This window comes from Neorhizobium sp. T25_13 (assembly GCF_002968675.1).
Classification (GTDB): domain Bacteria; phylum Pseudomonadota; class Alphaproteobacteria; order Rhizobiales; family Rhizobiaceae; genus Neorhizobium; species Neorhizobium tomejilense.
In genome coordinates this window covers 143,507-169,565 of the sequence record NZ_PVBI01000002.1, presented here as the reverse complement: position 1 = coordinate 169,565, position 26,059 = coordinate 143,507, and the positions used below count along the sequence as shown (strand labels likewise).

Here is a 26,059-nt window from a genome sequence, read left to right as displayed (position 1 = left end):
GGAAGAGCCACCCGGGAGTCACACCCGAGTCCTTGTGATGGCGAACCATAGAGGGTCGGATGCTGCGGCGCAATGTCACGAACAGAAAACCCGGCGATCGCTCGCCGGGTTCTTGTGCTCGAAAGAGAGCCCGATGGAAATTATTCCAGAACCTGGATGACGGTCCGGGTCTGCGGATTGACGATAACGCGGCGATCGTTGACGACCGTGTAGGCATAATCGTCGTAACCCTCGACCCTGCGCACTTCTACCGTCTCCGGCAGCGCGGCGCCGACAGCGATCTCTCCCTCGTAGGAGATTGATGGAACGCTCTGCTCCATGACATAGGTGCGGACTTCGCCGGGCAGGACGACCGTCGAATTAGTCGTGACCGGATCCTGGGTAACGATCGTCGTCTGGGCGTAAGCCGCGCCCGAGAGGGCGATCAGGACCGCCGACGCGGCCAGTAGGGTCTTGCGCATGTCTTTTTCTCCCTGTGCTTCTGCTGTTCTAACAACAAAAGGGCGCGGATATGGTTCCCGTATTCGCTTGACGCACGGGACGCCAGGACGGCATCCTGACCCCAGGCAGGCTCGAGCGGCACCATTGCGGTGACGAGCAGGGACCGGCAACCGGGGCATAGGCAGATGTTTTTATCGCTCGCAGGTTCGTCCCTCTCCCGAGGCGACCCTAGATAACGGGGTCTTTAGCGGAGGTTTTGCCCCATGAATTTGCCAGTCCAACCATCGACCCGGATATTCTGCCCGAGCATCGACGCGGCGATCGATGATGCCCTCGCCGCCAAACGGCTCGTCGGCACCGTGGTGATGGTCGCCAGGGACGGCGAGATCGTCTACCGCCGCGCCGCCGGATTGGCGGACCGGGAAGCGGGCCTGAAGACCAGCGAGGACACGATCTTTCGCCTGGCCTCGATCACCAAGCCGGTCGTCACCATCACCGCCATGCGGCTGATCGAACAGGGCCGCATCGGCCTCGACGATCCGGTGACGAAATGGCTGCCGGATTTCCGACCGCGGCTCGAAGACGGGTCCGAACCGGCGATCCTGATCCGGCATCTCCTCACCCACACGTCCGGCCTCAGCTATTGTTTCCACCTGGAAGAAGGACCTTATGTCCAAGCCGGTGTTTCTGACGGCGTCGATCAGCCGGGCCTCTCGCTGGAAGAGAACCTCCACCGCATCGCCTCGGTGCCGCTGCTCTTCGCCCCCGGCACCGGCTGGCGATATTCGGTGTCGATGGACGTGCTCGGCGGCATCATCGAAAAGGAGACCGGCAAACGCCTCGGCGAGGCCGTCGCCGGGCTGGTGATGCGGCCGCTCGGACTTTCCGATACCGGCTTCACCGTCACCGACCGCAGCCGGCTCGCGGCACCTTACGTCGATGGTTCACCCGAGCCGAAGCGCATGGGCGAGACGGAGAAGGTCCGTGCGCTCGACGGATCGGTGACATTCGCGCCGGACCGGATCTTCAACCCCGCCTCCTTCCATTCCGGCGGCGGCGGCATGGCCGGGACCGCCTCCGAGGTGCTGACCGTGCTCGAAACCATCGCCAAGGGCGGCGCGCCGCTGCTCTCGGAAAAGACGGTCCGGCAGATGACGACAAACCAGATCGGCGACCTGCTGGAGCCGACGCGGCCGGGCTTCGGATTCGGTTTTGGCTGGGCGATCGTGCTCGATCCGGCAAAGGCAGGACTGCCGGTTTCGCCCGGTTCGCTGCAATGGGGCGGCGTCTACGGCCACCACTGGTTCATGGACCTGGCGAAGAAAATCACGCTGGTGGGGCTGACCAACACGACGCTCGAAGGCATGTGGGGCCAGTTTACGCTGAACCTTAAAAAAGCCGTCGCCGCCGACCTTTAGCCAGTCATCCTCGCAGATTGAATCAGAAAGCCCGGCGCTTGGCCGGGCTTTTTGTTCGCTTGAAAACTCAGTCCTTCTTCGGCGTCGGCATGACGCGGATGGCGAGTTCGCGCAGCTGCTGTGGGGTGGCCGGCGACGGGGCGCCCATCAGCAGGTCCTGGGCCTGCTGGTTCATCGGGAACAGCGTCACTTCGCGCAGGTTCTTGGCGCCGACGAGCAGCATGACGATACGGTCGATGCCGAAGGCGGCACCGCCATGCGGAGGCGCGCCGTACTGGAACGCGCGGTACATGCCGCCGAACCGATCCTCGACATCCGCCTGGCTGAGACCGACCTTTTCAAAGGCCTTGACCATCAGCTCCGGCGACTGGTTACGGATCGAACCCGAAGCGATTTCGAAGCCGTTGCATACCGCGTCATATTGGAATGCCTTGATCGTCAGCGGATCCTGGTTTTCCAGCGCATCGATGCCGCCCTGCGGCATCGAGAAGGGGTTATGGGCGAAATCGAGCTTCTTGTCTTCCTCGCTCCATTCGTAGAACGGGAAGTCGACGATCCAGCACATGTCGAAACGGTCGCGGTCGACAAGGTTCAGTTCCTCGCCGGCGCGGGTGCGGGCTTCGCCTGCGAACTTGTAGAACTTGGCCGGGTCGCCGGCGACGAAGAAGCAGGCGTCGCCGTCATCCAGGCCGAGCTGGGTGCGGATCGCTTCGGTGCGCTCCTCGCCGATGTTCTTGGCGAGCGGGCCGGCGCCTTCGAGCTTGTCGCCTTCCTTGCGCCAGAAGATGTAGCCGAGGCCCGGCTGGCCGGTCGACTGCGCCCAGGCGTTCATGCGGTCGCAGAATGCGCGGCTACCGCCAGTCTTGGCCGGGATGGCCCAGACTTCGACCTTGGGGTTGGCGGCAATCATGCCCGCGAACACCTTGAAGCCGGAGCCGGCGAAATGTTCGGTAACGGCCTGCATCTCGATCGGGTTACGCAGGTCCGGCTTGTCGGAGCCGTACTTGCGGATCGCCACGTCGTAGGGAATGCGCGGCCATTCCTTGGTGACCGGCTTGCCTTCAGCGAACTGTTCGAACACGCCGGTCATGACCGGACCCATCGTGTTCCAGACGTCTTCCTGGGTGACGAAGCTCATTTCCAGGTCGAGCTGGTAGAACTCGCCCGGCAGCCGGTCGGCGCGCGGGTCCTCGTCGCGGAAGCAGGGCGCGATCTGGAAATAACGGTCGAAGCCGGCGACCATCAAGAGCTGCTTGTACTGCTGCGGCGCCTGCGGCAGCGCGAAGAACTTACCTTCATGGATGCGGCTCGGCACCAGGAAGTCGCGCGCGCCTTCCGGCGAGGAGGCGGTCAGGATCGGCGTCGAATATTCGGCGAAACCGATCTCGCCCATGCGGCGGCGCATGTCGGAAATGATCTGGGTGCGCTTGACGATGTTCCGGTGCAGGGTTTCGCGGCGCAGGTCGAGGAAGCGGTACTTGAGGCGCACGTCTTCCGGATAATCCGGCTCGCCGAACACCGGCAGCGGCAATTCCTTGGCGGCGGAGAGCACTTCGATCTCCTGGGCGTAGAGTTCGATCTCGCCGGTCGCCATGCCCTTGTTGACGGTGTCTTCCGAGCGCGCCTTGACGAGGCCGTCGATGCGGATGACCCATTCGCCGCGGACGATCTCGGCGGTCTTGAAGGCGGGGCTGTCCGGATCGGCGACGACCTGGGTCATGCCGTAATGGTCGCGAAGGTCGATGAACAGCACGCCGCCGTGATCTCGCACGCGATGCACCCAGCCGGACAGGCGGACGGTCGATCCGACGTCGGACTTCTTGAGGGCGGCACAGGTATGGCTGCGGTAACGGTGCATTTCAGTATCCTGGACTGGTAGGTTTTGCGGTCTTTTGGCGTGCGATGCACGGCCTGCCGGCTTTATGGAAAATCGGCGGGAAAAGCGCATGATGGACATGCTTTGTCAAGGCAGAACCGATGTTCCGCCCAAACGCCTGCCGGGAATGACGGGATATCCTGTGGCCGTCAGCGTGTCGAGCCAGGCGCGAACAGGCCGCTCATCGCTCTCTCCGTGAACCGCTCACATCAGAAAGACCAAGCGTGTCGCTTATCGCTGGCCTTGCCGATGGTTCGGGATATAGAACGGGTAGAACCGTCCAAAACCTCTCGCGATTCCCCTGCAAAGCCCTCCCCGATGAGCCATATCCGTCCGCTGGTCCCCCTCCTCGTTACCGCAGGCATCCTCATCGGCGGCAACGGGTTGCAGGGCACCTATATCGCACTGCGCGGCACGGCTGAGGGCTTTTCGCCCTCGACCATCGGAATGATCGGCGCGGGCTACAGTATCGGCTTCGCCTTCGGCTGCATGTACGTGACGCGGCTTTTGCGCCAGATCGGCCATATCCGCACCTTCTCGGCGATGGCCGCAGTGACGGCGTCCGCTTCGATCGGCATGTCGATGATCGTCGACCCGACTTTCTGGTTCGCGATGCGCTTCGTGACCGGCATCGCGGTCGCCAGCCTGTTTGCGACGGTCGAGAGCTGGATCAACGCCAAGGTCACCAATGCCAATCGGGCGCGCACGCTCTCCGTCTACCGTTTCGTCGATCTCGGCTCGGTGACGGTGGCGCAATACATCATCCCGACCGTCGGCATCGAAGGCCCGATCATCTTCAACATCATCACCATCGCGCTGATCCTGTCGCTGGTGCCGATCTCGATCGCGGACAAATCCAGCCCGGCGCCGCCGGAGACGATCGCCTTCGATCTCAAGGCTGTCTGGCGTATCTCGCCGCTCGCCGTCGTGGGCGTCATTTCGGTCGGCCTGTCGATGGCCGCCTTCCGCAATATCGGGCCGATCTATGCGGCAGAGATCGGCATGAGCATCACCTCGATCGCCACCTTCATGAGCGCCGGCATCGTCGGCGGCGTGGTGCTGCAATATCCGCTCGGCATCTATTCCGACAGGCTCGACCGGCGCCGCGTCATCCTGTGGACGACGATCGGCTCGATCATCACCGGCGCCTACCTCTCCTTCGGTGCCGGCACCAGCGAGACCGCCAATATCGTCAGCGTCTTCCTGTTCGGCGCCTTCTCGATGCCGCTCTATTCGCTGTGCTCGGCGCATGGCAACGATTACGCCAAGCCCGGCGAGCATGCGCTGGTTTCGGCCGGCCTGCTGTTCTACTGGTCGATCGGAGCGACGATCGGGCCGCTGCTCGCCTCGGTCCTGCTGCAGTATTGCGGGCCACGCGCCTTTTTCGCCTACACCTCTTTCATCTTCCTGGGCTTCATGATCTTCACGTTGAGGCGGATGCGGGCGCGTCCTTCAGTGCCCCCGGCGGAGCGTTCCTGGCGCTTCCGGGCATTGCTCCGGACGTCGGCTTATTTCAACCGGCTCGCCGGCCCGCCCGACAGACCCGATAAAGACGAGCGGGAGTAAAGGTTAAGCACCGTTCCGTATTGACATATGCGGCCGGAAGGAGAAGGAAGGTTGATCACCCTCACGTGAATGAAACGATGATCCTAACGACCGCCGCACTCGAAGAAGCCTGCATCCAGCTGGCCCAATCGGACTTCATCACTATCGACACCGAGTTCCTCAGGGAAACGACCTTCTGGCCCGAGCTGTGCCTCATCCAGATGGCGAGCCCGACCGTGGAAGTTCTCGTCGATCCGCTCGCCAAGGGGCTGAGCCTGAAACCCTTCTTCGAGCTGATGGCCAATCCCGCCGTCACCAAGGTGTTTCACGCCGCCCGCCAGGATATCGAAATCATCCACCATCTCGGCAATCTGGTGCCGCATCCGATCTTCGACACCCAGGTCGCCGCCATGGTCTGCGGCTTCGGGGACTCGGTCTCCTATGACCAGCTCGTCAATCGCATCAAGGGCGAGAATCTCGACAAGTCGTCGCGCTTCACCGACTGGAGCCGCCGGCCGCTTTCCGACAAGCAGCTCGAATATGCGCTCGCCGACGTCACCCATCTGCGCGACGTCTATCTGTTCCTCAAGGCCCAGCTCGAACGGGAAGGCCGGGCGCTGTGGCTGACCGAGGAAATGGCCGTGCTGGAATCGCCCGGCACCTATGACCTGCATCCGGACGACGCCTGGGCCCGCCTCAAATCGCGCCTGCGCAAGCCGACCGAGCTCGCCGTCCTGAAATTCGTCGCCGCCTGGCGCGAGCGCGAAGCGCGCAGCCGCAATGTGCCGCGTTCCCGCGTGCTGAAGGATGACGCGATCTACGAGATCGCCCAGCAGCAGCCGAAGGATGTGGAAGCCATGTCGCGGCTTCGCACCATTCCGAAAGGCTGGGAGCGCTCCGCCTCCGGCGCCGCCATTATCGAGGCGGTCAATGCAGCACTTGCCCTGCCGAAGACCGAGATGCCGCATGCGCCGAAACATGTGCATGTCCCGGAAGGCACCGCGGCCGCCGTCGAGCTGCTCAAGGTCCTCCTGAAGCTGATCTCCGACAAGCAGGGCGTCGCTGCCAAGATCATCGCCAATACCGACGATCTCGAAAGGATCGCCGCCGAGGGCGAGGCAGCCAATGTCGGCGCCCTTTCCGGCTGGCGTCGCGACCTCTTCGGCGAAACCGCCTTGAAACTGATCAGCGGCGGCGTGGCCCTGCGCTTCGTCAACAAGAAGGTCGAGGCCGTGGAGCTTTAGAGCTTCCAGGGATTGATGACGGGAATGCCTGCCGCTTCGAACGGTGCGGTATCTCGAGTGGCGACGGTGAAGTTGTGGACTTGGGCTATCGCGGCGATCTGACCGTCTGCAAATGAAATCGCGCGACCTTTCCGAGTCGCCTGCGCCATAATCAAGGCATAGGCTGCGGCCGAATCTCTGTCGAAGGACAGTATTCGCGGACCGAAGAACAATCCGACCAAATCTGACATTCTCTGATGGACCTGCGCCTTCCTCTTGCCATCCGACAATATTTCGATTCCGACAAACAGTTCAGCCAAGCTTGTTGCCGTCAAATAAAGCGCTTTGGTGGGTTGGGCGTTCAGCCACGCGACGACGGATTGATTGGGAATCGGCTTTGCCGGCTCGGAAATCACATTCGTATCGAGAACGATCATTCGAAGGAGGCCGGCCTGATCGGAGCAGGATCGCGGGTAATGTCCAAATCCAGCCCGCCGAATTCCTGGCCGAGTTCCCACAACGCCGTCCCGAGCTTCAGCGGCAGGGACCCCTTGTCAACCAGCTCTTCTGCCGGCACCAGCACTTCCTCCAGAATCTGCTCGATTTCGGCTTCCGCAGTCGTTCCATTTCTAACCGCGCGAGCTTCCAATGCACGGCTGGCTTCGTCGGACAGGTTTCGTATGGTGATTGCATTCATCAGCTCACCTCCGATCAGATATTGCTTGTTTTCCTATGATATCCATTTGGCAGACGCTTTTCAACGCGAGCCCACCATGCCCATGCCCCAAGTCCGGAGCGACCAATGCGCTATCCGACACCGAATGTCCTGATCGCCGTCGTCGTCCCGCTCTCGCTGTTGCTCGTCCTACTCATGGAAGCGGCGGGCCTTGGAGCCTTTTCGCCGCTCTGGATCCGCCCGATCACCCGGGTGATCTGCGCCGCCAACCTGCTCGTCGCCCTCGCTGGTCTCGGAACCTCGCGGTCAATTGCCTGGATCAATTACCTGCTGCTGAGCATCACCGCCTATGTCGTGGCCTCGACCACGCCGATCGCCGCGCTCTGGGTCATTCCGAAGACTATTTTCTTCGCAGTCAGTTATGCATTTTCGAGCCTTTGGTAATCTTGTCGACGATCTTCTTCTCGGCCCTGAGCGCGATGCCGACCAGTTTCGCATCCTCCGGCGCAAATTGCGCAAATACTTCGCGGTTGGCCACGTCATGCCCGGTCGAGAACATTTCCTCGATATAGGCCGATGTCGTCACCTCCCGCTCCAGCGAGCGCCGGTGGATGGTCCGCAGCGTCTCCTGGTCGGCGGCCAGCACCACGATCGGCTGGATGCTCATCGGATTGTAGACATGACCCGCCGCGTCCCGATATGCTTCACCAATGATCGCGGGATTTTGCGCGATGATGCCGCTCGTCAGAAACGCGGTCACGTTGAGCTCCTGCCAGGGGGCGAGGTCATCGCGAAGCACGATCGCGATCTTGGTATCGAACATGAAAAACAACTCCGTCGAAGGTTATGCGAGAACTGACGAGATAGCGGCAGCCGATGCCGCGGGTCTTGAACGTTCGTGCAGCGCCGCAAGCACATCCGGCGGCAGCGCAAGAGGCGCGCCGGACGGCAGCGCAAGGGGCGCGCCTGATGGCATCGTCCAGGCGCCCTCCTCGCGCGGCATCGAGCGGATCGAGGCACGGTTCCACGGGCTTGGTTTCGAGCCGCATCGCCACGACACCTACGCGATCGGGATGACGCTTTCCGGCGTGCAGACCTTCCAGTATCGCGGTGCCGCCCGCGCCAGCCTGCCCGGCAATGTCATCGTGCTGCATCCGGACGAGGTGCATGACGGGGCGGCCGGCACCGACGCCGGGCTGCGCTACCGCATGCTCTACCTGCCGCCGGAGCGGTTGATCGAGGCGGCCGGCGGGTCGCGCGGCCTGCCTTTCGTGCCTGATCCCATCATAGCGGATGCGGAATTCCGGCAGTGTCTTGTCGAAGCCCTGGACAATCTCGCGGCCGAACCGCACGACCTGCTGCTCGACGATCTGATCGGCCGCATGGCAACAAGCCTCTGGCGCCATGCGGACGGCAAGGGTGGTGCGCCGGGCACCCTGCGGGCGCAGCAGGCGGTTCTGCGCTGCCGCGATTACCTGCAGGCGAATTCGGACCGCACGGTTTCTTCCGAGGAACTCGAGGAGGTGAGCGGCTTCGACCGCTACACGACCGCAAGGCAGTTCCGGAAATTTCTGGGAACGAGCCCGCACCGCTACCTCGTCATGCGCCGGCTCGATCGGGCAAAGATCATGCTGTCGGAAGGCGGCAGCCTGGCGGATGTCGCAGTCGGTACGGGCTTTGCCGATCAGGCGCATTTCACCCGTCATTTCAAGAAGACATTCGGCATGACGCCCGGGCGCTGGGTGGCGCTCAGCAGGAGCGCCTGAGGCGGTCCGTCCTTGTAAAATAACAGTCATCAAAGCTTCATCGAAGCGTCAATCTTCCATCACCTCACCGTCATGCACCCACCTTAACCGATTGGCGTCTTTGACACGCCAACCAACAGGTGATCTCATGACCAAATTTCTGCTTGCTACCCCCGTGGTGATTGGCGCGCTCGCAGCGCTGATCGGCGGCTCCGCTTCTGCCGACGACAAGGTATTCCCGGCCAAGCTCACTGGCCAGGCGATCCTTGCCGCCAACACGGTCGTTCCGGCTCCGGCCGATGCACCGGCGTTCCTCAAGACCTCCGGCAAGTTCACCACCGCCGACCGCAAGCGCACCGAAGCCCTCGGCACCCTGCCGGGCAAGGACGGCGCTCGCGTGACGGACGTCAAGCTGCCGCTCGACGGCCAGCCGATCCAGGGTTTCTCCGGCATCAAGGCCATGGCCGACGGCACGTTCTGGACGCTGTCCGACAACGGTTTCGGCGGCAAGAGCAATTCCTCCGACGCGATGCTGTTCCTGCACCAGATGAAATTCGACTGGGCCGCCAACAAGGCCGAAGTCGTCAAGAACATCTTCCTCTCCGACCCGAACAAGATCGCGCCGTTCCCGATCGTCACGGAAGCTTCGGAGACCCGTTACCTCACCGGCGCCGATTTCGACATCGAATCGATCCAGCCGGTCGCAGACGGCTTCTGGCTCGGCGAGGAGTTCGGCCCCTACCTGATCAAGGTCGACATGCAGGGCCGCCTGACGGACGTCATCGCCACCACGGTCGACGGCAAGCCGGTCACATCTCCCGACAGCCCGCTCGTCCAGCTGCAGGCGAACCCGGTCGCCAAGGCACCGGCCTTCAACGTGAAGCGCTCCGGCGGTTATGAAGGCCTTGCGATGTCCAAGGACGGCGGCAAGCTCTACGGCCTGCTCGAAGGACCGCGCTACAAGGAAGACGGCAAGGTCGAAGACGCAGAGGGGCTGACGGCGCTGCGCGTCATCGAGTTCGACGTCGCCTCCAAGAAATGGACCGGCCGCTCGTGGCTCTACCCGCTCTCCAAGGGCGGCGAGGCGATCGGCGATTTCAACATGGTCGACGCGACCACCGCTCTCGTCATCGAGCGCGACAACGGTGCCGGCACCGCCGACAAGCCCTGCGCTGATCCGGCAAAGCCCGAGCCGACCTGCTTCAACGCGCCGGCCAAACACAAGCGCGTCTACAAGATCGAAATGACCGACGCCAATGTCGGCAAGGCCGTCCGCAAGATCGGTTATATCGACCTGATGAACATCCAGGACCCGGACAACAAGAAGAAGGCCGGCAGCGTCGCCGGCGTCTACGACATGCCGTTCGTGACGATCGAGAATGTCGACGTCATCGACGCCACCCACATCATCATCGGCAACGACAACAACCTGCCCTTCTCCGCCGGCCGTGCCGTCGACAAGGCCGACAACAACGAGTTCAGCGTGCTCGAAGTCGGTGAATTCCTGGCTGCCAAGTAAGCAGCAGACGCCCCAAAAGCGAAGAGCGTCCGGTGAAAGCCGGGCGCTCTTTTCGTTGGGAGACGGGGATAGAGCAATGGCTCATCGGCGACCATTCATCCATAAAATGGCACTATGTTATGTATTTCGCACATCTACAGCAATAAAATGTGTTGAGTTAGGGTGTCCATCATTGAGGTGGCGGCATGGGCCGATAGCTCTTGCCGCAACGTGAGCTTGCCTGGTTAGCCGGCAGCCAATGACTGGAAAGGTCTAAACCCAAAGATGTCCAAAAAAGAAAAGCCACTTATCGCGATTGTCGGGGCAACCAGCAAACAGGGGCGAAGCGTAGCCGCGGCACTTCTTCGTAGCGAGCGTTTCCGTGTCCGTGCTTTAACCCGGAAAAAGGATTCAACCGAGGCTTTAAGCCTGGAAAAACTCGGTGCGGAAATCGTGACAGTCCCACTTGAACCTGGTTTTCGGAAGGATCTCATTGCTGCATTCAAGGGCGCGGATGGCGCATTTCTGATGACGCCACCCATCGCACCGCCGCAGACAACCGAGGCTCCTCTCGGCCGTGAACTGGCGGATGCCGCAGTTGAGGCAGGCGTCGGGCATATTGTTTTCAGCACTCTCGAGAATGTCGACAAGATCTCGGGCGGGACGAAGTATGCCCCGCACTTTACCGACAAAGCGTGCGTTGCAGACTACATTCGCGGCCTGCCGATCTCTCATTCCTTCATAATGCTGGCATTCTTTTACACGAACCTTCTCGAGTATTATGTGCCGCGCATGGAGGGGGATACTCTCCTCTTGCCGATTTATCTTCCTGAGGATTTCCGAGCGCCTTTTGTCGATCCGCTCACGGCGACCGGGCCGGTTGTCCTCGAGATTTTTTCAAATCCCGAGCGTTACAACGGGAAAACTCTGCCGATCGTCGGCGATATCATTTCTCCGCGCGAGATGATCGAAACTTTTCAGCGCGTGACCGGCCTTAAAGCTGAGTATCGAAACGCGTTCACCAGGGATGGCCTTCTGCAATATTTTCCGGAGCTTGCCGCTAACGAACTTCTCGTGCGAGAGCTTCTAGGGATGGTCGAGTATGCTGTCGAATATGGTTATTTCGGCAAAGAGCATGATCTCGAATGGAGCCGTCGTCTGAACCCCGACATGCTCAACTGGGAGCAGTATCTGCGGACGACAGGGTGGCGTGGCCATAGACGATCTTTCGGCCCCTGATTCACGATGGCCGGATTCCCGGTAATTCAGAAACCTTGGCGACAAGAAAGTCGGCGAGAAGCCGGACGCGTGCAATGGCTGCGCGCTCTGGAACGATCAGCAAGCTTACCGGGACCGGTGGAGGACGATAGTCTCCAAGCACGATCTCGAGCTGACCGTCGTCCAGAAGATCGTGGACCAGCCAGAGATGTGCAGGACCAATGCCGCGTCCGGCGGCAAAGGCTTGGCGCGCCGCCAGCCCGTGATCGACGCGCAATTTCCCACCGGCTGGTATCATCAGGCTTGTGCCGTCGAGAGAGAAAAGAATGATCTGATCGCTCCCCGCAACATTCGACGTCACGACCGTTTCGAGCCGTGACAGATCGGCTGGGTGCTCAGGCCGTCCGTGAACGGACAAATAATTCGGAGCACCCACCAGCAGCCGATGGCTTTCTCCGAGCGCATGAAGCTTCATCGAGCTGTCAGTGAGAGGCCCAAGACGGAGCGCAATGTCAACGCCTTCGCGAACCAGGTCGATGCGCTCGTCGGTCAGGTTGAGATCGACCCTGATGTCCGGATGCTTGTCCTGGAATTCGAAGATAAGGCGGGTGATGTGCATCACGCCGAGTGCTGCAGTACAGGAAAGCCGAACTGTACCCGCCGAGGCCTGACGGGCATTTCTCACTTCTTCGGCAGCCTGCTCGACCAGGCGCAATATCTGACGGCAATTCGTATAATAGCGGCTACCCTCGTCCGTAAGGGTCACGCGACGTGTGGTTCGGCTGAGCAGAGATACGCCGACTGCGTCCTCAAGTTCATTAAGGTGCCGTGTCACGGTCGATTGACCGACACCGAGTTCTCTTGCGACTTGCGACAGGTTGCCGCGTTCGGCGACGCGAACAAAGGTGCGCATTCGGTCAAGAGACAATCCCGCGTTATCCATTTTTCAGCACAGCAATCCTCATTCCGCCCCAATAGGGAATAATCTTGCCTGTGCCTAGTTCGAAGCGCAAAACTCGGCCTTTTCGAACACAGCCCGTTCCCAGCTCTTCCATTCATCGCTAGGCAGGCCGAGCGCCTCGCCGAAGTCTGGATATCGCGCCGGCATCAATGGCTCTAATCTGATCCGCGACATCGGCTGGCGGTTCCAGCGCCCTAACTGTCGCAGGGTCGGCGGTCATGGGCGATCCTGCGAATGGAGGTTCAGGCGCATATTCCATCATCAACTGGATTTTCCGCGCAACCTCTTCACCTGCCAGCTTGGCGGCCATGATCAAGCCAAGGTCGATACCTGCCGTCACGCCGCCACCGGTGGCTCGCGTCCGGTCAAATACGACCCGCCGGTTTACGGGAATTGCTCCGAAAGCTGAGAGCCGATGCAGCGCCGTCCAGTGAGTGGTGCACTCGTAGCCCTGAAGCAGACCGGCGGCAGCAAGCACCAGCGTGCCTGTGCAGGCGGCCATCAGGAATTGGCAGCCGGGCTCCTGGCGCCGTAGAAACGAGAGAAGGCGTTCGTCCTGCATCGCATCCAGATGGCCGGGCCCGCCCGGAACAACCACGATGTCGAGCTGACCGCATTCTTCAAGCAGCATGTTTGGGACAATGCTCAGTCCGCTCGCACTTCGAACGGGAGCGTGTCCCTCGGCCAGCAGATGGCAACGGGTATTGGGCAGCCGCGTCAGAACTTCCCAAGGCCCCGTCAAATCGAGCTGCGTCAGCTCGCCAAACAGGACAAAGCCGATCTCACGAGGAGGCGCGTTCAGAGACATCGAATCTTGCTCAGCCGATTAAAGAGGTAATGTCAGTTCGCGAGCATACACGAGAAAATGTTGTTGGACGCAACCTGACAATTTCCATTGCCCTGCCGCAAACCAGCCGCTCTCCGGCCCTCCCCGCGAGCCCGCCCTACTCGAACCGGAACGCCAGCCGTTTGCCCGTCAGCCTCGCCAGCTGTTGCAGACGGCCGTCCAGGCGCTCGCCGGCGAAATCGCGGTAGGCGGAGGGGACGACGAATTCGAGGTCGAGATCCGGTTCCGAGGACGGGCGGAAGGTCAGGTGGTGGACGAGGCCCGGCATCGAGGCCGAGAAGAGATAGACGACCCGGAGCAGTCCGCCGAGCAGCTTTGCGAGATCGAGCAGGCGTGGCGTCGCGATCGTCGCAAGCGGGCCGGTTTCGCCGTCGTCGTGCAGGCCTTCGAAACGGTAGTAGTTGGCAAGCGCCAGATAAGCGCGGCCGGCATGGGTGATGCCGACGAAGGACGAGTGGGCGATCAGGTTCAGCGCCTGCAGGCCGCGATAATCCGGATGGGCACGCCAGCTGATATCGGCGAGCAGGCAGGCGGCCTGGCGATAGCGGCTTTCCTCTTCCGTCTCGACGATCCCGAAGGCCGGCACCATGCGACCGGTCCAGCCGGCAAGCTCGCGGGCGTGTTCGGGCGACCGGGCGCGCAGGATCGCGAGCTGGTCGGCGGCAACCAGCAGCGGATCGCCTGCCTTCTCTTCGTCGGAAAGCAGCGAATAGAGATAACCTTCGCGAACGCCCTGCGCCGAAAAGCTCACCCTGGCGGGCTTCATCACCGCCAGGACTTCCTGCATGGCGATGGCACCGAAGGGCAGCAGCGAACGGCGACTCTTCGAGACGGCCTGCCAGGCAGGGTCTTTGCTGTCCTTGGCCGCAATCACCTCATCGAGGAATTTCTGCATGTCCTCGAGAGACAGCTCGTAGCCCTGCATCATGTGCAACGGATACTTGCTCATTTCCATGTGCAGCTTGGCGATGTTGCGCCAGGTGCCGCCGACGGCATAGAAGGTGCGGCCCGCGCCGTTTTCCAGGAACCGCGCGGTGTTCACCTGCTTGCGGGCGAAGGTGCGCGCCTTGGAAAGTGAATTGCCGGAGGATTCCGACAACCGCAGGCCCCCCAGCGGCAGGGTGATGCCCTTGCCGGACTCCGTGCCCTTGATGTCGATCAGTTCCAGCGAGCCGCCGCCGAGGTCGCCTGCAATGCCGTCGGGATCATGGAAGCCGCTGATGACGCCGAGTGCCGAATAGCGCGCCTCCTCCTCGCCGGACAGAAGCTGGACCTGCTGGCCGAGGATCTCCTCCGCCTGGCGGATGAAATCCGGCCCGTTGGACGCTTCGCGGGCGGCAGCGGTCGCCAGAACATAGACTTCGGTGGCGCGGGCCTGGGTGGAAAGCGCGCGAAACCGCTTCAGCGACAACAGGGCGCGCGCGACGCCCTCGTCGTCCATGCGGCCGTTCGAGCCCAATCCCTTGCCGAGGCCGCACAGCACCTTCTCGTTGAAGAGGACGGTCGGCGCGCGGGACAGGCCTTCGTAGATAACGACGCGGACGGAGTTCGAGCCGATGTCGATGACGGAGACAGGAGCGATCCCCGGAAGGCGCCCCTGGGCTTCTGATCGTACCATATTGCCTATTTCTTGCGTCCCGACACAAGGCCGGCGATAAGTTTCGGAGCACTCGACTTCAGGGCTTCACCGCGCCCCGAGAGGCTCGGATTGGTCATGAAATAGTGCTGCGCGTTAAAAGGTTCCTCGCCCTTGCGCACTTCCATGCGCCGCGACGTGCCGTCGGCCAATATCTCGTAGCTCTGCTGGTTGTCAATCAGGTTGCCGAGCATGATCTGGGATAAGACCTGCTCGTGCACAGTCGGATTGAGCAGCGGCACCAGCGTCTCGACCCGGCGGTCGAGGTTGCGCGGCATCATGTCGGCGGAGCCGATATAGACGAGCGCCTTGTCCGACGGCAGGCCGAAACCGTTGCCGAAGCAGAAGATGCGGCTGTGCTCCAGGAAGCGGCCGACGATCGACTTGACGCGGATATTGTCGGAGAGGCCGGCCACCCGCGGGCGCAGGCAGCAGATGCCGCGCACGACGAGATCGATCTCGACACCGGCACGGCTGGCGCGATAGAGCGCGTCGATGATCTCCGGGTCGACCAGCGAGTTCATCTTCATCCAGATTGCCGCCGGCTTGCCTTCCTGGGCGTGGCAGATTTCCTCCTCGATATGGCGCAGGATGCGCGGCCGGAGCGTATAGGGCGAGACCGCCAGCTTCATGCTCTCGGCCGGCTCGCCGTAGCCGGTGATGAAGTTGAAGATGTTCGCCATGTCGTGGGCGATCTTCGGGTTGCAGGTGAAGAAGGACAGGTCCGTATAGATCTTGGCGGTGATCGGGTGGTAGTTGCCGGTGCCGAGATGGCAATAGGTCCTGAGCTTGCCATCCTCGCGGCGCACCACCATCGACATCTTGGCATGGGTCTTCAATTCGATGAAACCGAAGACCACCTGAACGCCGGCGCGCTCCAGGTCGCGCGCCCAGCGGATGTTTGCCTCTTCGTCGAACCGGGCCTTGAGCTCGACCAGGGCCGTCACCGATTTGCCCATTTCGGCCGCGTCGATCAGCGCCCGGACGATCGGGCTGTCGTTCGAGGTGCGGTAGAGCGTCTGCTTGATGGCGAGCACGTCCGGGTCGCGCGCCGCCTGCAGAAGAAACTGCACAACCACGTCAAAGGACTCGTACGGATGATGGACCACCATGTCCTTTTCGCGGATGGCTGCGAGGCAGTCGCCGGCGTGTTCGCGGACCCGCTCGGGAAATCGGGCATTGTGGGTCTCGAAGCGCAGGTCGTCGCGCGGCGCCTTGGTGATCTCCGACATGGTATTGAGCGCCAGGAGGCCCGGCAGGACCGCGACGCGATTTTCCGGCACGCCCAGTTCCTGCACCACGAACTGGCGCAGCGACGCCGGCATTTCCGAATCGGTCTCGATGCGGATAACCTTGCCTCGGCGGCGGCGCTTCAGCGCCGTCTCGAAGAAGCGCACCAGGTCTTCGGCCTCTTCCTCGACTTCGATATCACTGTCGCGGATGATGCGGAACGTACCGGCGCCCTTCACCTCGTAACCGGGGAAGAGCCGGTCGGTGAACATGCCGACCACATCCTCCAGCGTGATATAGCGGATCGCGTTGTTGAGGTCCGGCAGGCGGATGAAGCGGTCGAGCGTGGTCGGCAGACGCAAGAGCCCGGTCATCGGCTCCTTGCCGTGCTTGCTGTGCAGCTGCAGGCCCATCGAGAAGCCGAGGTTGGGGATGAACGGGAACGGATGGGCCGGGTCGATCGACAGCGGCGTCAGGACCGGGAAAAGTTCGTCGTCGAAGGAGTTCGCCAGCCAGTTGCGATCCTCGGCGGACAGTGCCGCGGGCCTGACGATCAGGATGTCTTCCTTGGCGAGATACTGCTGCAGCACGGCAAGCGAGGCCTGCTGCTCCATCTGCAGATTGTCGATTTCCTGCAGGATATTGTCGAGTTGTTCGGCCGGCGTCTTGCCATCCGGGCTGCGGATGACGATGCCCTGCCGCACCTGCCCTTCGAGGCCGGCGACGCGCACCATGAAGAATTCATCGAGATTGGCCGCCGAGATCGACAGGAAGCGGACCCGCTCCAGAAGCGGGTGGGCGGTATTCAGCGTTTCCTCGAGGACGCGGCGGTTGAACTGCAGCCAGGAGAATTCACGATTGATGAACCGGTCCGGACTGGTCATCAGGTCGAAGTCGGTATTGGCCGCCTCCAGGCCGGGTTCGCGCGTTTCAGTCGTGATCGAATCCATCTCATCCATCCCAATGCTAACCCTTGGTCATGCCAACCATCAGGGCCGACTACAGTTTGACGAGGGAATTGTCACAGTCAATCGTCGGCGCCCGCTCCGGTTCCGGAATTCCCAAAATCGTTCAGCACTTCCGCGGCCAGCGGGCGGGTTATCCGCGTGCCGCGCGCCAGCGCCAGGCGGTCCAGCCGCTCGACGATCGTCTGGGCCGCACCGAGCGACCGTTCCATCCGGTTGACGATGTAGCCCACCAGTTTGTCGTCGATATAAAGCTGGCGGTCGGCGAAGAGCTTGACGATCACCTGGGCCAGCAGGTCCTCATCCGGTTCGCCGATTTCCACCACGGTCGCCGCCTTCAGCCGGGATTTGAGGTCCGGCAGGGTAACGCCCCAGGAGACCGGCCACAGGCGCGAGGTCATCAGCAGGCTATGGCCGTTCTCGCGCACGCTGTTGATGACGTGGAAAAGTTCGGTTTCGTCGAAACCACGGCGTTCGGCATCCTCGAACAGGACCGGACCCGCTGCGGCGATCGCCGCGGCATTCGAGCCGGCGACGGGATGGATCTCGGCCGCCCCCGCCTTTTCCCGCCAGATATGCGCCAGGTGCGATTTTCCCGACCCCACCGGGCCTGCCAGCACGACGACCGGCGACGGCCAGGCCGGCCATTCGTCGACGATCGCCACGGCCGCAGCCAGGCGTTCGGACACCAGGAGGTCGTCCCGGGTTCTCGCCGCATCATGGGTGAATTGCAGCGGCAACTGCTCTTGTCTGCGCCGCTCGCGCTCGCTCGTCTCGGTCATTGATCTTTCAAATGCTCTTCTGAGAGTCATTCGTGTGAGGGTCATTCGGGGCGGTTATCTCTGCGCCGTTTTCGGCATGTTCCAGCACATGCGACCGCTCGGCCTCTTCCCAGGGGAGTTCCGCCGCTCGCCCGAAATAGATGTCGCTGTCAAGATACCGCGACAGCACGAAACGGACAAGCACGCCGACCACCGCGGCGGCCGGCACCGCGATCAGCAAGCCGACGAAGCCGAATATGGCGCCGAAGGCAAACAGGGCGAACATCAGCCAGACCGGATGCAGGCCGACGCTTTCGCCGACCAGCTTCGGCTGCAGGATGTTGCCCTCGATGAACTGGCCGACGAAGAAAACGCCGGCGACGGCGAGGATCCACGGATAGTCCGGCCAGAACTGCACCAGCGCCACGCCGACCGAGAGAACCAGGCCGATCAGCGAACCTATATAGGGAATGAAGCTGATCATGCCGGCGACGAAGCCAATCAGAAGCCCGAAATTGAGCCCGACAACCGACAGGCCGACCGCGTAGAAGATGCCGAGGATGAGGCAGAGCGAGCCCTGGCCGCGAATGAAACCGGCGACCGATTCATCCATCTCCCGGGCGATCTCGCGCACCGTCGCCACCTGGTCGCGCGGCACCCAGCTATCCACCTTGGCGACCATCCGGTCCCAGTCGAGCAGGATATAGAAAGCGACGACGGGCGTGACGATCAAGAGCGACACGACGTCGATGATCGCCTTGCCGGAATTCCAGATCTGGGCGAGCAGCGAGCCGACGAAACCGGCACCCTGGCTCAGCACTTCGGAGAAATTCTGCTTGACCGTCTCGATCTGGGCGCTGATCCAATGTGGCAGGAACGAGCTTTCCGGACTCGATATGATCTGCTGCAACTGGGAAATATAGCCCGGCAGGGCGGCGGCGAACTCGGTGAACTGGTTGATGATGATCGGGATCACCAGCATCAGCGACAGCGCGAAGACCAGCACGAAACAGACGAGGATCACCACCGTCGCCATCAGCCGGCTCAAGCCCCGTCTTTCCAGCCAGTCGGCCACCGGATCGAGGAAGTAGGCGAGCGCCATGCCGGCCACGAAAGGCAGCAGGATCGAACGGAAGAACCACAAAAACACCACGAAGACGATGAGAACGCCGACCCAGAAGAAGATGTAGCGCTTCAGGCTCGCGCCGCTGATATGATATGCCATCGCCGCTTCCTCTGAATTGCCCGGGCAAAAAAGGGATAGGGAAGCCCGCAACCCAGGTCAAGGGTTTGGAAGCAGTGCAGCAAGACCTGTGAAAAGCCTTCAAAACAGCGTCCAACGCTTGCATCCGGCGCGATGTCGTGCAATTGCGGGCCGCTACAACGATCATTGGAGATGAACGATGAGCGAGGCGGGCAAGAACGGTCTCACCTATAGCGATGCCGGCGTCGATATCGACGCGGGCAACCTCATGGTCGAGAAGATCAAGCCGGCAGTGCGCTCGACCCGCCGGCCCGGCGCAGACGGCGAAATCGGCGGCTTCGGCGGCCTCTTCGATCTGAAGGCCGCGGGCTTTACCGATCCGATCCTCGTCGCCGCCAATGACGGCGTCGGCACCAAGCTGAAGATTGCCATCGACGCCGATTTCCACGATACGGTCGGCATCGACCTCGTCGCCATGTGCGTCAACGATCTGGTGGTCCAGGGCGCCGAGCCGCTGCTCTTCCTCGACTATTTCGCCACCGGCAAGCTCGACCCGGACCAGGGTGCGGCAATCGTCTCCGGCATTGCCGCCGGCTGCCGCGAGGCAGGCTGCGCGCTGATCGGCGGCGAGACCGCCGAAATGCCCGGCATGTATTCCGACGGCGATTACGACCTGGCGGGTTTTGCAGTCGGTGCCGCGGAGCGCGGCCAGCTGCTGCCGGTCGGCGATATCGCTTCCGGCGACGTCATCCTTGGCCTCACCTCCTCCGGCGTTCATTCGAACGGCTTTTCGCTGGTCCGCAAGATCGTGACGCTTTCGGGCCTCGCCTGGGACGCAGCCTCTCCCTTCCGTGAGGGCATGACTCTGGGTGAGGCGCTTCTGACGCCGACCCGCATCTACGTGAAGCCACTCCTGAAGGCGATCCGCGAGACCGGCGCCCTGAAGGCGCTCGCCCACATCACCGGCGGCGGCTTCCCGGAAAACATCCCGCGCGTGCTGCCGAAAAACCTTGCGGCCGAAATCGATCTCGACTCCATTCCCGTTCCGCCGGTCTTCTCGTGGCTCGCCAAAACCGGCGGCGTCGAACCGAAGGAAATGCTGCGCACCTTCAACTGCGGTATCGGCATGATCATCGTGGTCGCGCCCGAGAACGCCCAGGCGGTCGCCGATATCCTGACCGGTGAGGGCGAGATCGTCGTGCCGCTCGGCCGCATGGCCGAACGCGCCGAAGGCGGCCCCGGCGTGATCTACCAGGGCACGCTCGGCCTATGAGCGCACCCGCGGCTGAAACGGCGCGCAGAAAGCGCGTCGCCGTATTCATCTCCGGCGGCGGCTCCAACATGCTGGCGCTTGCCGATGCCTGCGCCACGCCGGATTTCCCTGCCGAAATTGTCGCAGTCTTCTCCGACAAACCCTCGGCGGGCGGCATCGAGAAGGCGCAGGCGCGCGGCATCAAAACCTTCGTCTTCGAACGCAAGGGTTTTGCCGGCAAGGCCGAACACGAGGCGGCGATCCTTGCGTCCCTCGACGAGGTCCAGCCGGACATCCTCTGCCTCGCCGGCTACATGCGGCTCTTCTCGGCCGAGTTCATCAGCCGCTACGAAGGCAGCATCCTCAACATCCACCCTGCCCTTCTGCCGCTCTTCCCAGGCCTTCACACCCATGAACGCGCCATCGAGGCCGGCGTGAAGATCGCCGGCTGCACCGTGCATTTCGTCACCGAAGGCATGGACGAAGGCCCGATCGTCGCCCAGGGCGCCGTTCCGGTGCTTGCCGACGACACCCCCGAGACCCTGGCCGGCCGCGTGCTGACCGTCGAACACAAGCTTTACCCACTGGCGCTGAAGCTGCTGGCGGAAGGCAAGGTGCGGATGGAGGGCGGAAAAGCGGTCTTCGAGGGCCTTTCGGCGGGTGACGAAGCAAGGCTGATCTCGCCCGATCTGCCGTAATTGACCGCAACCGCAACTGCGGTCATCATTGCCGTCGGTCTACGGGAGCCCGGACATGACGATCACGGTGAATATCAACGACGCCAATCTTGCCGAACTGCTGGCAAAGGTGGAAGCCGGCGAAGAGATCATCCTTGCACGCGGCGACGTTCCGGTGGCAAGAATTGCCCCGGTCACTGCCGGTGATGCCGAGCGGCGCAAGAAGGCGATCGAGGAAATTCTCGCCTTTCGGGCGAGGATGCCGAAGATCACCCAAGAAGAAATCGCCGAATGGAAGGCAATCGGCAGACGCTGATGGCTGATTTTGTCGTCGATGCGTCAGTCGTATGCGGCTGGGTTCTGCCTGATGAAAATTCGCCAGTCGTCTCGTCGGCCTTCGAGAAGCTGCAAACCGCGAACGCCATCGCTCCCGATATTCTCTGGCACGAGGTGCGCAACGTCCTCATGATGGCGCGAAGACGCAAGCGCATCGATTTCGCGGCAGTCCGCGAGGGCATCGGCCTGTTGCGTCAGCTCAACATCGTGACACGCCCGTCGCCGGACGACGATCTCATCCTCGACCTTGCAGAACGCCACAAGCTAACCGCTTACGATGCGGCCTATTTCGCGCTTGCTGTCGAGATGAAATTGCCGCTGGCGACGCTCGACCGCCAGTTGATCGACGCAGCGGCAGAAGAAGGCGTACCGTTGCTGGCCTAGTCTTACGCCGCCAGCGCCCGGAGCGGGTGCAGCGTGCCGTCGCTGTAGACGAAGCGGCCGGCGCGGAAGGTGGCTCGGATGCGGTGCACGTCGCCCTTTTCCACCACCACCAGATCGGCGCGCTGGCCGATGACGATCTCGCCGCGATCCGTCAGGCCAGCGGAGCGGGCGGCGTTGCCGGTCGCCATCGCAACGGCCGCCGGCAGGCCACCTTGCGCCACGTCCGCCAGCTTGAAGACGCCCGGCACGAAAGCGGCCGGATGGTAGTCGGCGGCAATCACCGTCAGCAGACCGGCCTTGGCGGCATCGAGAGCACTCAGATTGCCGGACATGGACTTGCCACGCAGCGCGTTCGGCGCGCCCATCAGCGTCCAGAGCCCGCGTCGGCGCGCCTCTTCGGCGGCCGGCAGCGTCACCGGGAACTCGCTGATCGTGACGCCGAGCTCGTACATCTCGGCCACCTTCTCGATGCTGTCGTCGTCGTGGGAAGCGAGCGACAGGCGATGCTCGAGGGCGAGGGAGACGATCTCCTTCAGCTTCACCTCGATCTGCGGATTGTTGCGCATGGCGATGCGCTTCCGGACAATCTCGGCTGCCATTTCCTCGGAAATCGCCCGGCGTTCGGAGATGCTGGCGACATAGGCTACGATGTTGTTGTACTGGCCCTGGCCCGGCGTGTGGTCGGTGAGCGATACCATGTCGATCTCGTCGGCTTTCAGCAGCCGTTCGAGCGCCGGCGCGGCGCCGACATTGGTGATCTCGTAACGCGCGTGAACGCGGTGGTCGATCAGCAGGTTGTCGCGCAGGCGGTTGATACCCTCGATGACGGCCGAGGTCGTTTCCAGCGAGCGGACATGGCCATAGACGCTTTCGGTGGCGAAGGAAACGGCCGCATAAGCCGTGGTGACGCCGGCGGCGGCGAGCTTCTTGTCCAGTTCATGGATGCCGAAGTCGATCGGCATCTGGGCGTTCGGCCGCGGCGCGATCTCGCGCTCGATCATGTCGCCATGCAGATCGACAAAGCCCGGCATCAGCAGTCGCCCGCCGCCGTCGATCACGGCGCCGGCGACCGGTTCAGGGCGAATCTCGGCGATCACGCCATCTTCAACCCGCACAGAACCTGAGTTCACCACCTCGTTCGGCAGAACGAGGGTGAAATTGCCGAGCCACATGGCTTTCTCCTGACCATATAAGGATGATTATCAAGAGGCAGCGCTTAGCCGCCATTCGTGACATTCATGTGAAATCGGCGCGGCACAAGGTCAAGTCACAATCATACGGCGTCTGAAACAACAGGCGAATGCGCTGATCGGCGTTCAAGCCTGCGCGGCGGCATCGCCCGGACATCAGACGGTGAATGACGCCCGGTTTATCACCGCCCATTGCAGCATCATGATCGTCTTCGCATCGATGATTTCGCCATTGCCGATCATCGCGACCGCCTCGTCGAGCGGCAGTTCGAGAACCTCGATATCCTCGTGCTCCTCGGCAAGACCGCCGCCACCGTTCACCCGGTCGGAGAGGTCGACTGGCGCGTGGAAGAAATGCACGAGTTCGGTGATCGCGCCGGGCGACATGAATGCCTTGAAGACAAACCGCACATCCCGCAGGCGGTAGCCGGTTTCCTCCATCGCTTCACGCCGGATCGCCTCTTCCGGGTGGTCCTCGTCGAGCAGCCCGGCCGGCACTTCAACCATCCATGCCGGCTTGCCGGTGAGGTAGGCGGGCAATCGGAACTGCCTCACCAGCACGACCATGTCGCGCTTCGCGTCGTAGAGAAGGATGCAGGCGGCCTCGGACTTATGGTAGATTTCGCGATGCAGGCGGTGCGTCTCGCCGTTGCGATCGACGTAGTCGAGCTCGTAGGTCGACAGCCGCGTCCAGCCGTCCGACAACGTCTTCTCGCTGACGAGCTTCACCCGATCATTCCGCCCGGTCATGCTGCGTCCTTGCGGAGCCATACCTTGTTGTCGTGGAAAGCCGCCCCGCCATAGGGCGCCACGGCATCGGCGCCGGTCAGCACGTTGATGCCCTCGCCGTCGAGATGTTTGCGGTTCGGCCACAGACCTTCGGCGATCAGCACGCCCGGCCTTGCACCGGCCACGAGCCTTGCATGCAGGCGGATTTCGCCGCGGGTGTTGCCGAGCCGGACGATATCGCCGTCGACGATGCCGAGGCGCTCCGCATCGGTCGGTTCGATCATCACTTCGGGGCGCCCTTCCCGCTCGTAGGAGCTTTTCGTCTCGGAGAAGGAGGAGTTGAGGAAGCTGCGGGCCGGCGAAGTCGCCAGCCGGAAGGGATGCGCCTCGTCCGCCACCTCGATGACGTCGACCTGGTCGGGGAAGACCGGCAGTTCGGCGATCGGTCCCAGCGGCCCGACATTTTTCGGCGGCTTGTCCGGCGACGGGCCGTTCGCCCAGTCCGGCCTGAAGCGGAATTTGCCGTCCGGATAACCGAACCCCTTGATGTAATGGGCGGTTTCGAAGTCCGGCTGCGCGTCGATCCATTTGTCGCGCGCCAGATCCTCGTAGGTGCCCCAGTGGCTGGCCTTCAGGATGCGGTCGATATGCTGGCGTTCGTCGAGGCCGAAACCGGGAAAATGATCGACGCCGAGGCGCTTGGCCAGTTCCTCGATGACGAAGAGGTTGGTGCGCACCGTGGATGGCGGCTCGACCAGCTTCGGCCCGAGCAGGATATGCTGCTGCCCGCCGGCGCGGTAGAGGTCGTCATGCTCGACGAACATCGTTGCCGGCAACACGATATCGGCGACTTCGGCCGTATCGGTCATGAACTGCTCGTGCACCGCGACGAACAGGTCGTCGCGCAAGAAGCCCTGACGGACGAGGCGCTGTTCCGGCGCAACGTTCATCGGGTTGGTGTTCTGAATCAAGAGCGCAGTCACCGGCCCGCCGTTCCGCAGAGCCTCCGCATCGCCGGTCAGCACCCGGCCGATCTGCGACTGATCGAGCTGACGGATATCGGGATCGGCATAGGCCGTGCCCATCAGCTCGGACTTGTTGAGCCTAAAGATCTCGCCGTTGTTGTGGAAGGCGCCGCCGCCCTCGTATTGCCAGCAGCCGAGCACGGTCGCGATCGACAGCGCCGCGTGCATGGCGACCGTGCCGTTCCTCTGGCGGGCAAAACCGTAGCCCAGCCGGAAGAAGGTTTTCTGGGTCGTGCCGACGAGGCGGGCGAAGGTCTCGATCTCTTCGACCGACAGGCCGGTGATGGCGGAGGCCCATTCCGGCGTCTTCGCCTTCAGATGCGCTTCGAGGCCGGCCGGGTCGTCGGCATATTGCGCCATGTAGGCGCGGTCGGCATATCCGTCGCGAAAGGCGATATGCATGACGGCGCAGGCAAGCGCCGCATCGGTGCCGGGGCGCACGGTCAGCGCCATATCGGCCTGTTTCATCGTCGGGTTGTCGTAGATGTCGATGACGACGATCTTGGCGCCGCGTTCCTTGCGGGCTTTCACTGCGTGGGTCATGACGTTGACCTGGGTGGAGACGGCGTTGGTGCCCCAGATCACCACGCAATCGGACTTCGCCATCTCGCGCGGATCGGGACCGCGCAGAGCGCCGGTTCCCATCACGTAACCTGTCCAGGCCATGTTGGTGCAGATCGTGCCGAAGAAGCCGGAGTATTTTTTGGCATGGCGCAGGCGCTCGATCGAATCGCGCTGCACCTGGCCCATCGTGCCGGCATAGAAATAGGGCCAGATCGCCTCCGACCCGTGTTTCGCCTCGGCCTTGACGAAAGCGTCGGCGATTTCGTCGAGTGCGGCCTCCCAGGAAACCTCCTGCCAGTTCCCCTCGCCCTTGGCGCCCATGCGGCGCTTCGGGTGCATCAGCCGGCCGGGATGGTAGAGCCGCTCGGAGTATCGTGCGACCTTGGCGCAGATGACGCCGGCCGTATAGCTGTTGTCGGCAGCACCGCGCACGCGGCCGATCCTGCCGTCGGCGGTGAGATCTATGTCCAGTGCGCAGGCCGACGGACAGTCGTGCGGACAGACGGTGTGTCCGACGGAATTGTGGCCGGACTTTTCGGGGGCGATTGGGGTTTTCGCGGTAATCGGGGTCGCAACGTTCATGGCTTTTCTATATTGCAAGCTGACGTCCGCAAAAAGCGTGATTTGCAGCGCATCAATTTAATTCAAGCGAGACACC

The 26,059-nt window shown here is 62.4% G+C and carries 25 protein-coding genes and 1 other annotated feature (1 of these 26 only partly in view); of the genes, 11 read left to right on the top strand and 14 right to left on the bottom strand.

The window, feature by feature from the left end; translation table 11 throughout:
- Window positions 1–35, bottom strand: a sequence feature (sul1 is cis-regulatory element that is thought to sense ions involved in sulfur or methionine metabolism; They are found in Alphaproteobacteria); it reaches 23 nt to the left of the window's first position.
- Between the two features lie 105 nt (window positions 36–140).
- The gene (locus C5J22_RS04275) at window positions 141–461 is read right to left on the bottom strand and encodes a DUF1236 domain-containing protein (RefSeq protein WP_105437339.1); all 321 of its coding nucleotides are present in this window, start codon (window positions 459–461) and stop codon (window positions 141–143) included.
- Between the two features lie 243 nt (window positions 462–704).
- Between C5J22_RS04275 and C5J22_RS04270 the strand changes: the two genes are divergently transcribed.
- Window positions 705–1,859, top strand: coding sequence for a serine hydrolase (locus tag C5J22_RS04270; RefSeq protein WP_105437338.1), 1,155 nt, complete (start codon window positions 705–707; stop codon window positions 1,857–1,859).
- Window positions 1,860–1,926: 67 nt separating this feature from the next.
- Here the strand turns inward: C5J22_RS04270 and aspS are convergent, their stop codons facing one another.
- The gene (gene aspS, locus C5J22_RS04265) at window positions 1,927–3,717 is read right to left on the bottom strand and encodes an aspartate--tRNA ligase (RefSeq protein WP_105437337.1); all 1,791 of its coding nucleotides are present in this window, start codon (window positions 3,715–3,717) and stop codon (window positions 1,927–1,929) included.
- A gap of 336 nt (window positions 3,718–4,053) precedes the next feature.
- Between aspS and C5J22_RS04260 the strand changes: the two genes are divergently transcribed.
- Together C5J22_RS04260 and rnd are read left to right on the top strand one after the other, a co-directional pair.
- The gene (locus C5J22_RS04260; protein WP_105437336.1) at window positions 4,054–5,301 is read left to right on the top strand and encodes an MFS transporter; all 1,248 of its coding nucleotides are present in this window, start codon (window positions 4,054–4,056) and stop codon (window positions 5,299–5,301) included.
- Between the two features lie 77 nt (window positions 5,302–5,378).
- Window positions 5,379–6,524, top strand: coding sequence for a ribonuclease D (gene rnd / locus C5J22_RS04255; RefSeq protein ID WP_105437335.1), 1,146 nt, complete (start codon window positions 5,379–5,381; stop codon window positions 6,522–6,524).
- On the opposite strand, the gene C5J22_RS04250 is transcribed toward rnd, so the two are convergent.
- Window positions 6,521–6,940: a type II toxin-antitoxin system VapC family toxin gene (locus C5J22_RS04250; RefSeq protein WP_105437334.1), complete on the bottom strand. Its 420-nt coding sequence runs from the start codon at window positions 6,938–6,940 to the stop codon at window positions 6,521–6,523. The two genes, rnd and C5J22_RS04250, sit on opposite strands and share 4 nt — an antisense overlap.
- Complete coding sequence (locus tag C5J22_RS04245; protein ID WP_105437333.1) at window positions 6,937–7,200, bottom strand: plasmid stability protein; 264 nt, start codon at window positions 7,198–7,200, stop codon at window positions 6,937–6,939. The genes C5J22_RS04250 and C5J22_RS04245 overlap by 4 nt, the downstream gene beginning before the upstream one ends.
- Before the next feature lie 105 nt (window positions 7,201–7,305).
- Here C5J22_RS04245 and C5J22_RS04240 point away from each other — a divergent pair, with 105 nt between their 5' ends.
- A complete protein-coding gene (locus C5J22_RS04240) occupies window positions 7,306–7,623 on the top strand; it encodes a hypothetical protein (RefSeq protein WP_105437332.1) in 318 nt (105 codons plus the stop codon).
- On the opposite strand, the gene C5J22_RS04235 is transcribed toward C5J22_RS04240, so the two are convergent.
- Complete coding sequence (locus tag C5J22_RS04235; protein WP_105437331.1) at window positions 7,595–8,002, bottom strand: DUF2000 family protein; 408 nt, start codon at window positions 8,000–8,002, stop codon at window positions 7,595–7,597. The genes C5J22_RS04240 and C5J22_RS04235 overlap by 29 nt on opposite strands.
- On the opposite strand from C5J22_RS04235, the gene C5J22_RS04230 reads away from it, so the two are divergent.
- The 3 genes from C5J22_RS04230 to C5J22_RS04220 all read left to right on the top strand — a co-directional run bounded on the left by C5J22_RS04230 (window position 8,001) and on the right by C5J22_RS04220 (window position 11,661).
- Window positions 8,001–8,945, top strand: a complete 945-nt coding sequence (locus C5J22_RS04230) for an AraC family transcriptional regulator (protein WP_105437330.1) — start codon at window positions 8,001–8,003, stop codon at window positions 8,943–8,945. The genes C5J22_RS04235 and C5J22_RS04230 overlap by 2 nt on opposite strands.
- A gap of 127 nt (window positions 8,946–9,072) precedes the next feature.
- Complete coding sequence (locus C5J22_RS04225; RefSeq protein WP_105437329.1) at window positions 9,073–10,443, top strand: esterase-like activity of phytase family protein; 1,371 nt, start codon at window positions 9,073–9,075, stop codon at window positions 10,441–10,443.
- 264 nt (window positions 10,444–10,707) lie between these two features.
- A complete protein-coding gene (locus C5J22_RS04220) occupies window positions 10,708–11,661 on the top strand; it encodes an NmrA/HSCARG family protein (RefSeq protein ID WP_105437328.1) in 954 nt (317 codons plus the stop codon).
- Between the two features lies 1 nt (window position 11,662).
- Here C5J22_RS04220 and C5J22_RS04215 read toward each other — a convergent pair whose 3' ends face one another.
- The 6 genes from C5J22_RS04215 to C5J22_RS04190 all read right to left on the bottom strand — a co-directional run bounded on the left by C5J22_RS04215 (window position 11,663) and on the right by C5J22_RS04190 (window position 19,265).
- Window positions 11,663–12,583 carry a LysR family transcriptional regulator gene (locus C5J22_RS04215; RefSeq protein WP_105437327.1) on the bottom strand — a complete coding sequence of 307 codons (921 nt, stop codon included), beginning with the start codon at window positions 12,581–12,583 and terminating at the stop codon, window positions 11,663–11,665.
- A gap of 118 nt (window positions 12,584–12,701) precedes the next feature.
- Window positions 12,702–13,409 (bottom strand): DJ-1/PfpI family protein, encoded by a 708-nt coding sequence (locus tag C5J22_RS04210; RefSeq protein WP_105437326.1) that lies wholly within the window; start codon window positions 13,407–13,409, stop codon window positions 12,702–12,704.
- Between the two features lie 136 nt (window positions 13,410–13,545).
- Window positions 13,546–15,066: an exopolyphosphatase gene (gene ppx / locus C5J22_RS04205; RefSeq protein WP_105437325.1), complete on the bottom strand. Its 1,521-nt coding sequence runs from the start codon at window positions 15,064–15,066 to the stop codon at window positions 13,546–13,548.
- A gap of 5 nt (window positions 15,067–15,071) precedes the next feature.
- Window positions 15,072–17,273, bottom strand: a complete 2,202-nt coding sequence (locus tag C5J22_RS04200) for an RNA degradosome polyphosphate kinase (RefSeq protein ID WP_371412542.1) — start codon at window positions 17,271–17,273, stop codon at window positions 15,072–15,074.
- A gap of 68 nt (window positions 17,274–17,341) precedes the next feature.
- Window positions 17,342–18,061 (bottom strand): DnaA regulatory inactivator HdaA, encoded by a 720-nt coding sequence (hdaA, locus tag C5J22_RS04195; protein ID WP_105437323.1) that lies wholly within the window; start codon window positions 18,059–18,061, stop codon window positions 17,342–17,344.
- Between the two features lie 7 nt (window positions 18,062–18,068).
- Complete coding sequence (locus C5J22_RS04190) at window positions 18,069–19,265, bottom strand: AI-2E family transporter (RefSeq protein ID WP_105437322.1); 1,197 nt, start codon at window positions 19,263–19,265, stop codon at window positions 18,069–18,071.
- Between the two features lie 178 nt (window positions 19,266–19,443).
- Here C5J22_RS04190 and purM point away from each other — a divergent pair, with 178 nt between their 5' ends.
- From purM to C5J22_RS04170, 4 genes are read left to right on the top strand one after another with little or no spacing between them, the layout of a single operon-like run.
- Entirely contained in the window at window positions 19,444–20,517 is a 1,074-nt protein-coding gene (purM, locus tag C5J22_RS04185) for a phosphoribosylformylglycinamidine cyclo-ligase (protein ID WP_105437321.1), read from the top strand.
- Window positions 20,514–21,194, top strand: coding sequence for a phosphoribosylglycinamide formyltransferase (gene purN / locus C5J22_RS04180; RefSeq protein WP_105437320.1), 681 nt, complete (start codon window positions 20,514–20,516; stop codon window positions 21,192–21,194). The genes purM and purN overlap by 4 nt, the downstream gene beginning before the upstream one ends.
- A 55-nt stretch (window positions 21,195–21,249) precedes the next feature.
- The gene (locus tag C5J22_RS04175; protein ID WP_105437319.1) at window positions 21,250–21,489 is read left to right on the top strand and encodes a type II toxin-antitoxin system Phd/YefM family antitoxin; all 240 of its coding nucleotides are present in this window, start codon (window positions 21,250–21,252) and stop codon (window positions 21,487–21,489) included.
- A complete protein-coding gene (locus C5J22_RS04170; protein ID WP_172746524.1) occupies window positions 21,489–21,893 on the top strand; it encodes a type II toxin-antitoxin system VapC family toxin in 405 nt (134 codons plus the stop codon). The genes C5J22_RS04175 and C5J22_RS04170 overlap by 1 nt, the downstream gene beginning before the upstream one ends.
- A gap of 2 nt (window positions 21,894–21,895) precedes the next feature.
- Here C5J22_RS04170 and C5J22_RS04165 read toward each other — a convergent pair whose 3' ends face one another.
- The 3 genes from C5J22_RS04165 to C5J22_RS04155 all read right to left on the bottom strand — a co-directional run bounded on the left by C5J22_RS04165 (window position 21,896) and on the right by C5J22_RS04155 (window position 25,983).
- Entirely contained in the window at window positions 21,896–23,065 is a 1,170-nt protein-coding gene (locus C5J22_RS04165; RefSeq protein WP_105437317.1) for an alpha-D-ribose 1-methylphosphonate 5-triphosphate diphosphatase, read from the bottom strand.
- A gap of 174 nt (window positions 23,066–23,239) precedes the next feature.
- A complete protein-coding gene (locus C5J22_RS04160; RefSeq protein ID WP_105437316.1) occupies window positions 23,240–23,833 on the bottom strand; it encodes an NUDIX domain-containing protein in 594 nt (197 codons plus the stop codon).
- Entirely contained in the window at window positions 23,830–25,983 is a 2,154-nt protein-coding gene (locus C5J22_RS04155; protein ID WP_105437315.1) for a molybdopterin-dependent oxidoreductase, read from the bottom strand. Before C5J22_RS04155 ends, C5J22_RS04160 begins: the two co-directional genes overlap by 4 nt.
- Window positions 25,984–26,059: the final 76 nt, after the last annotated feature.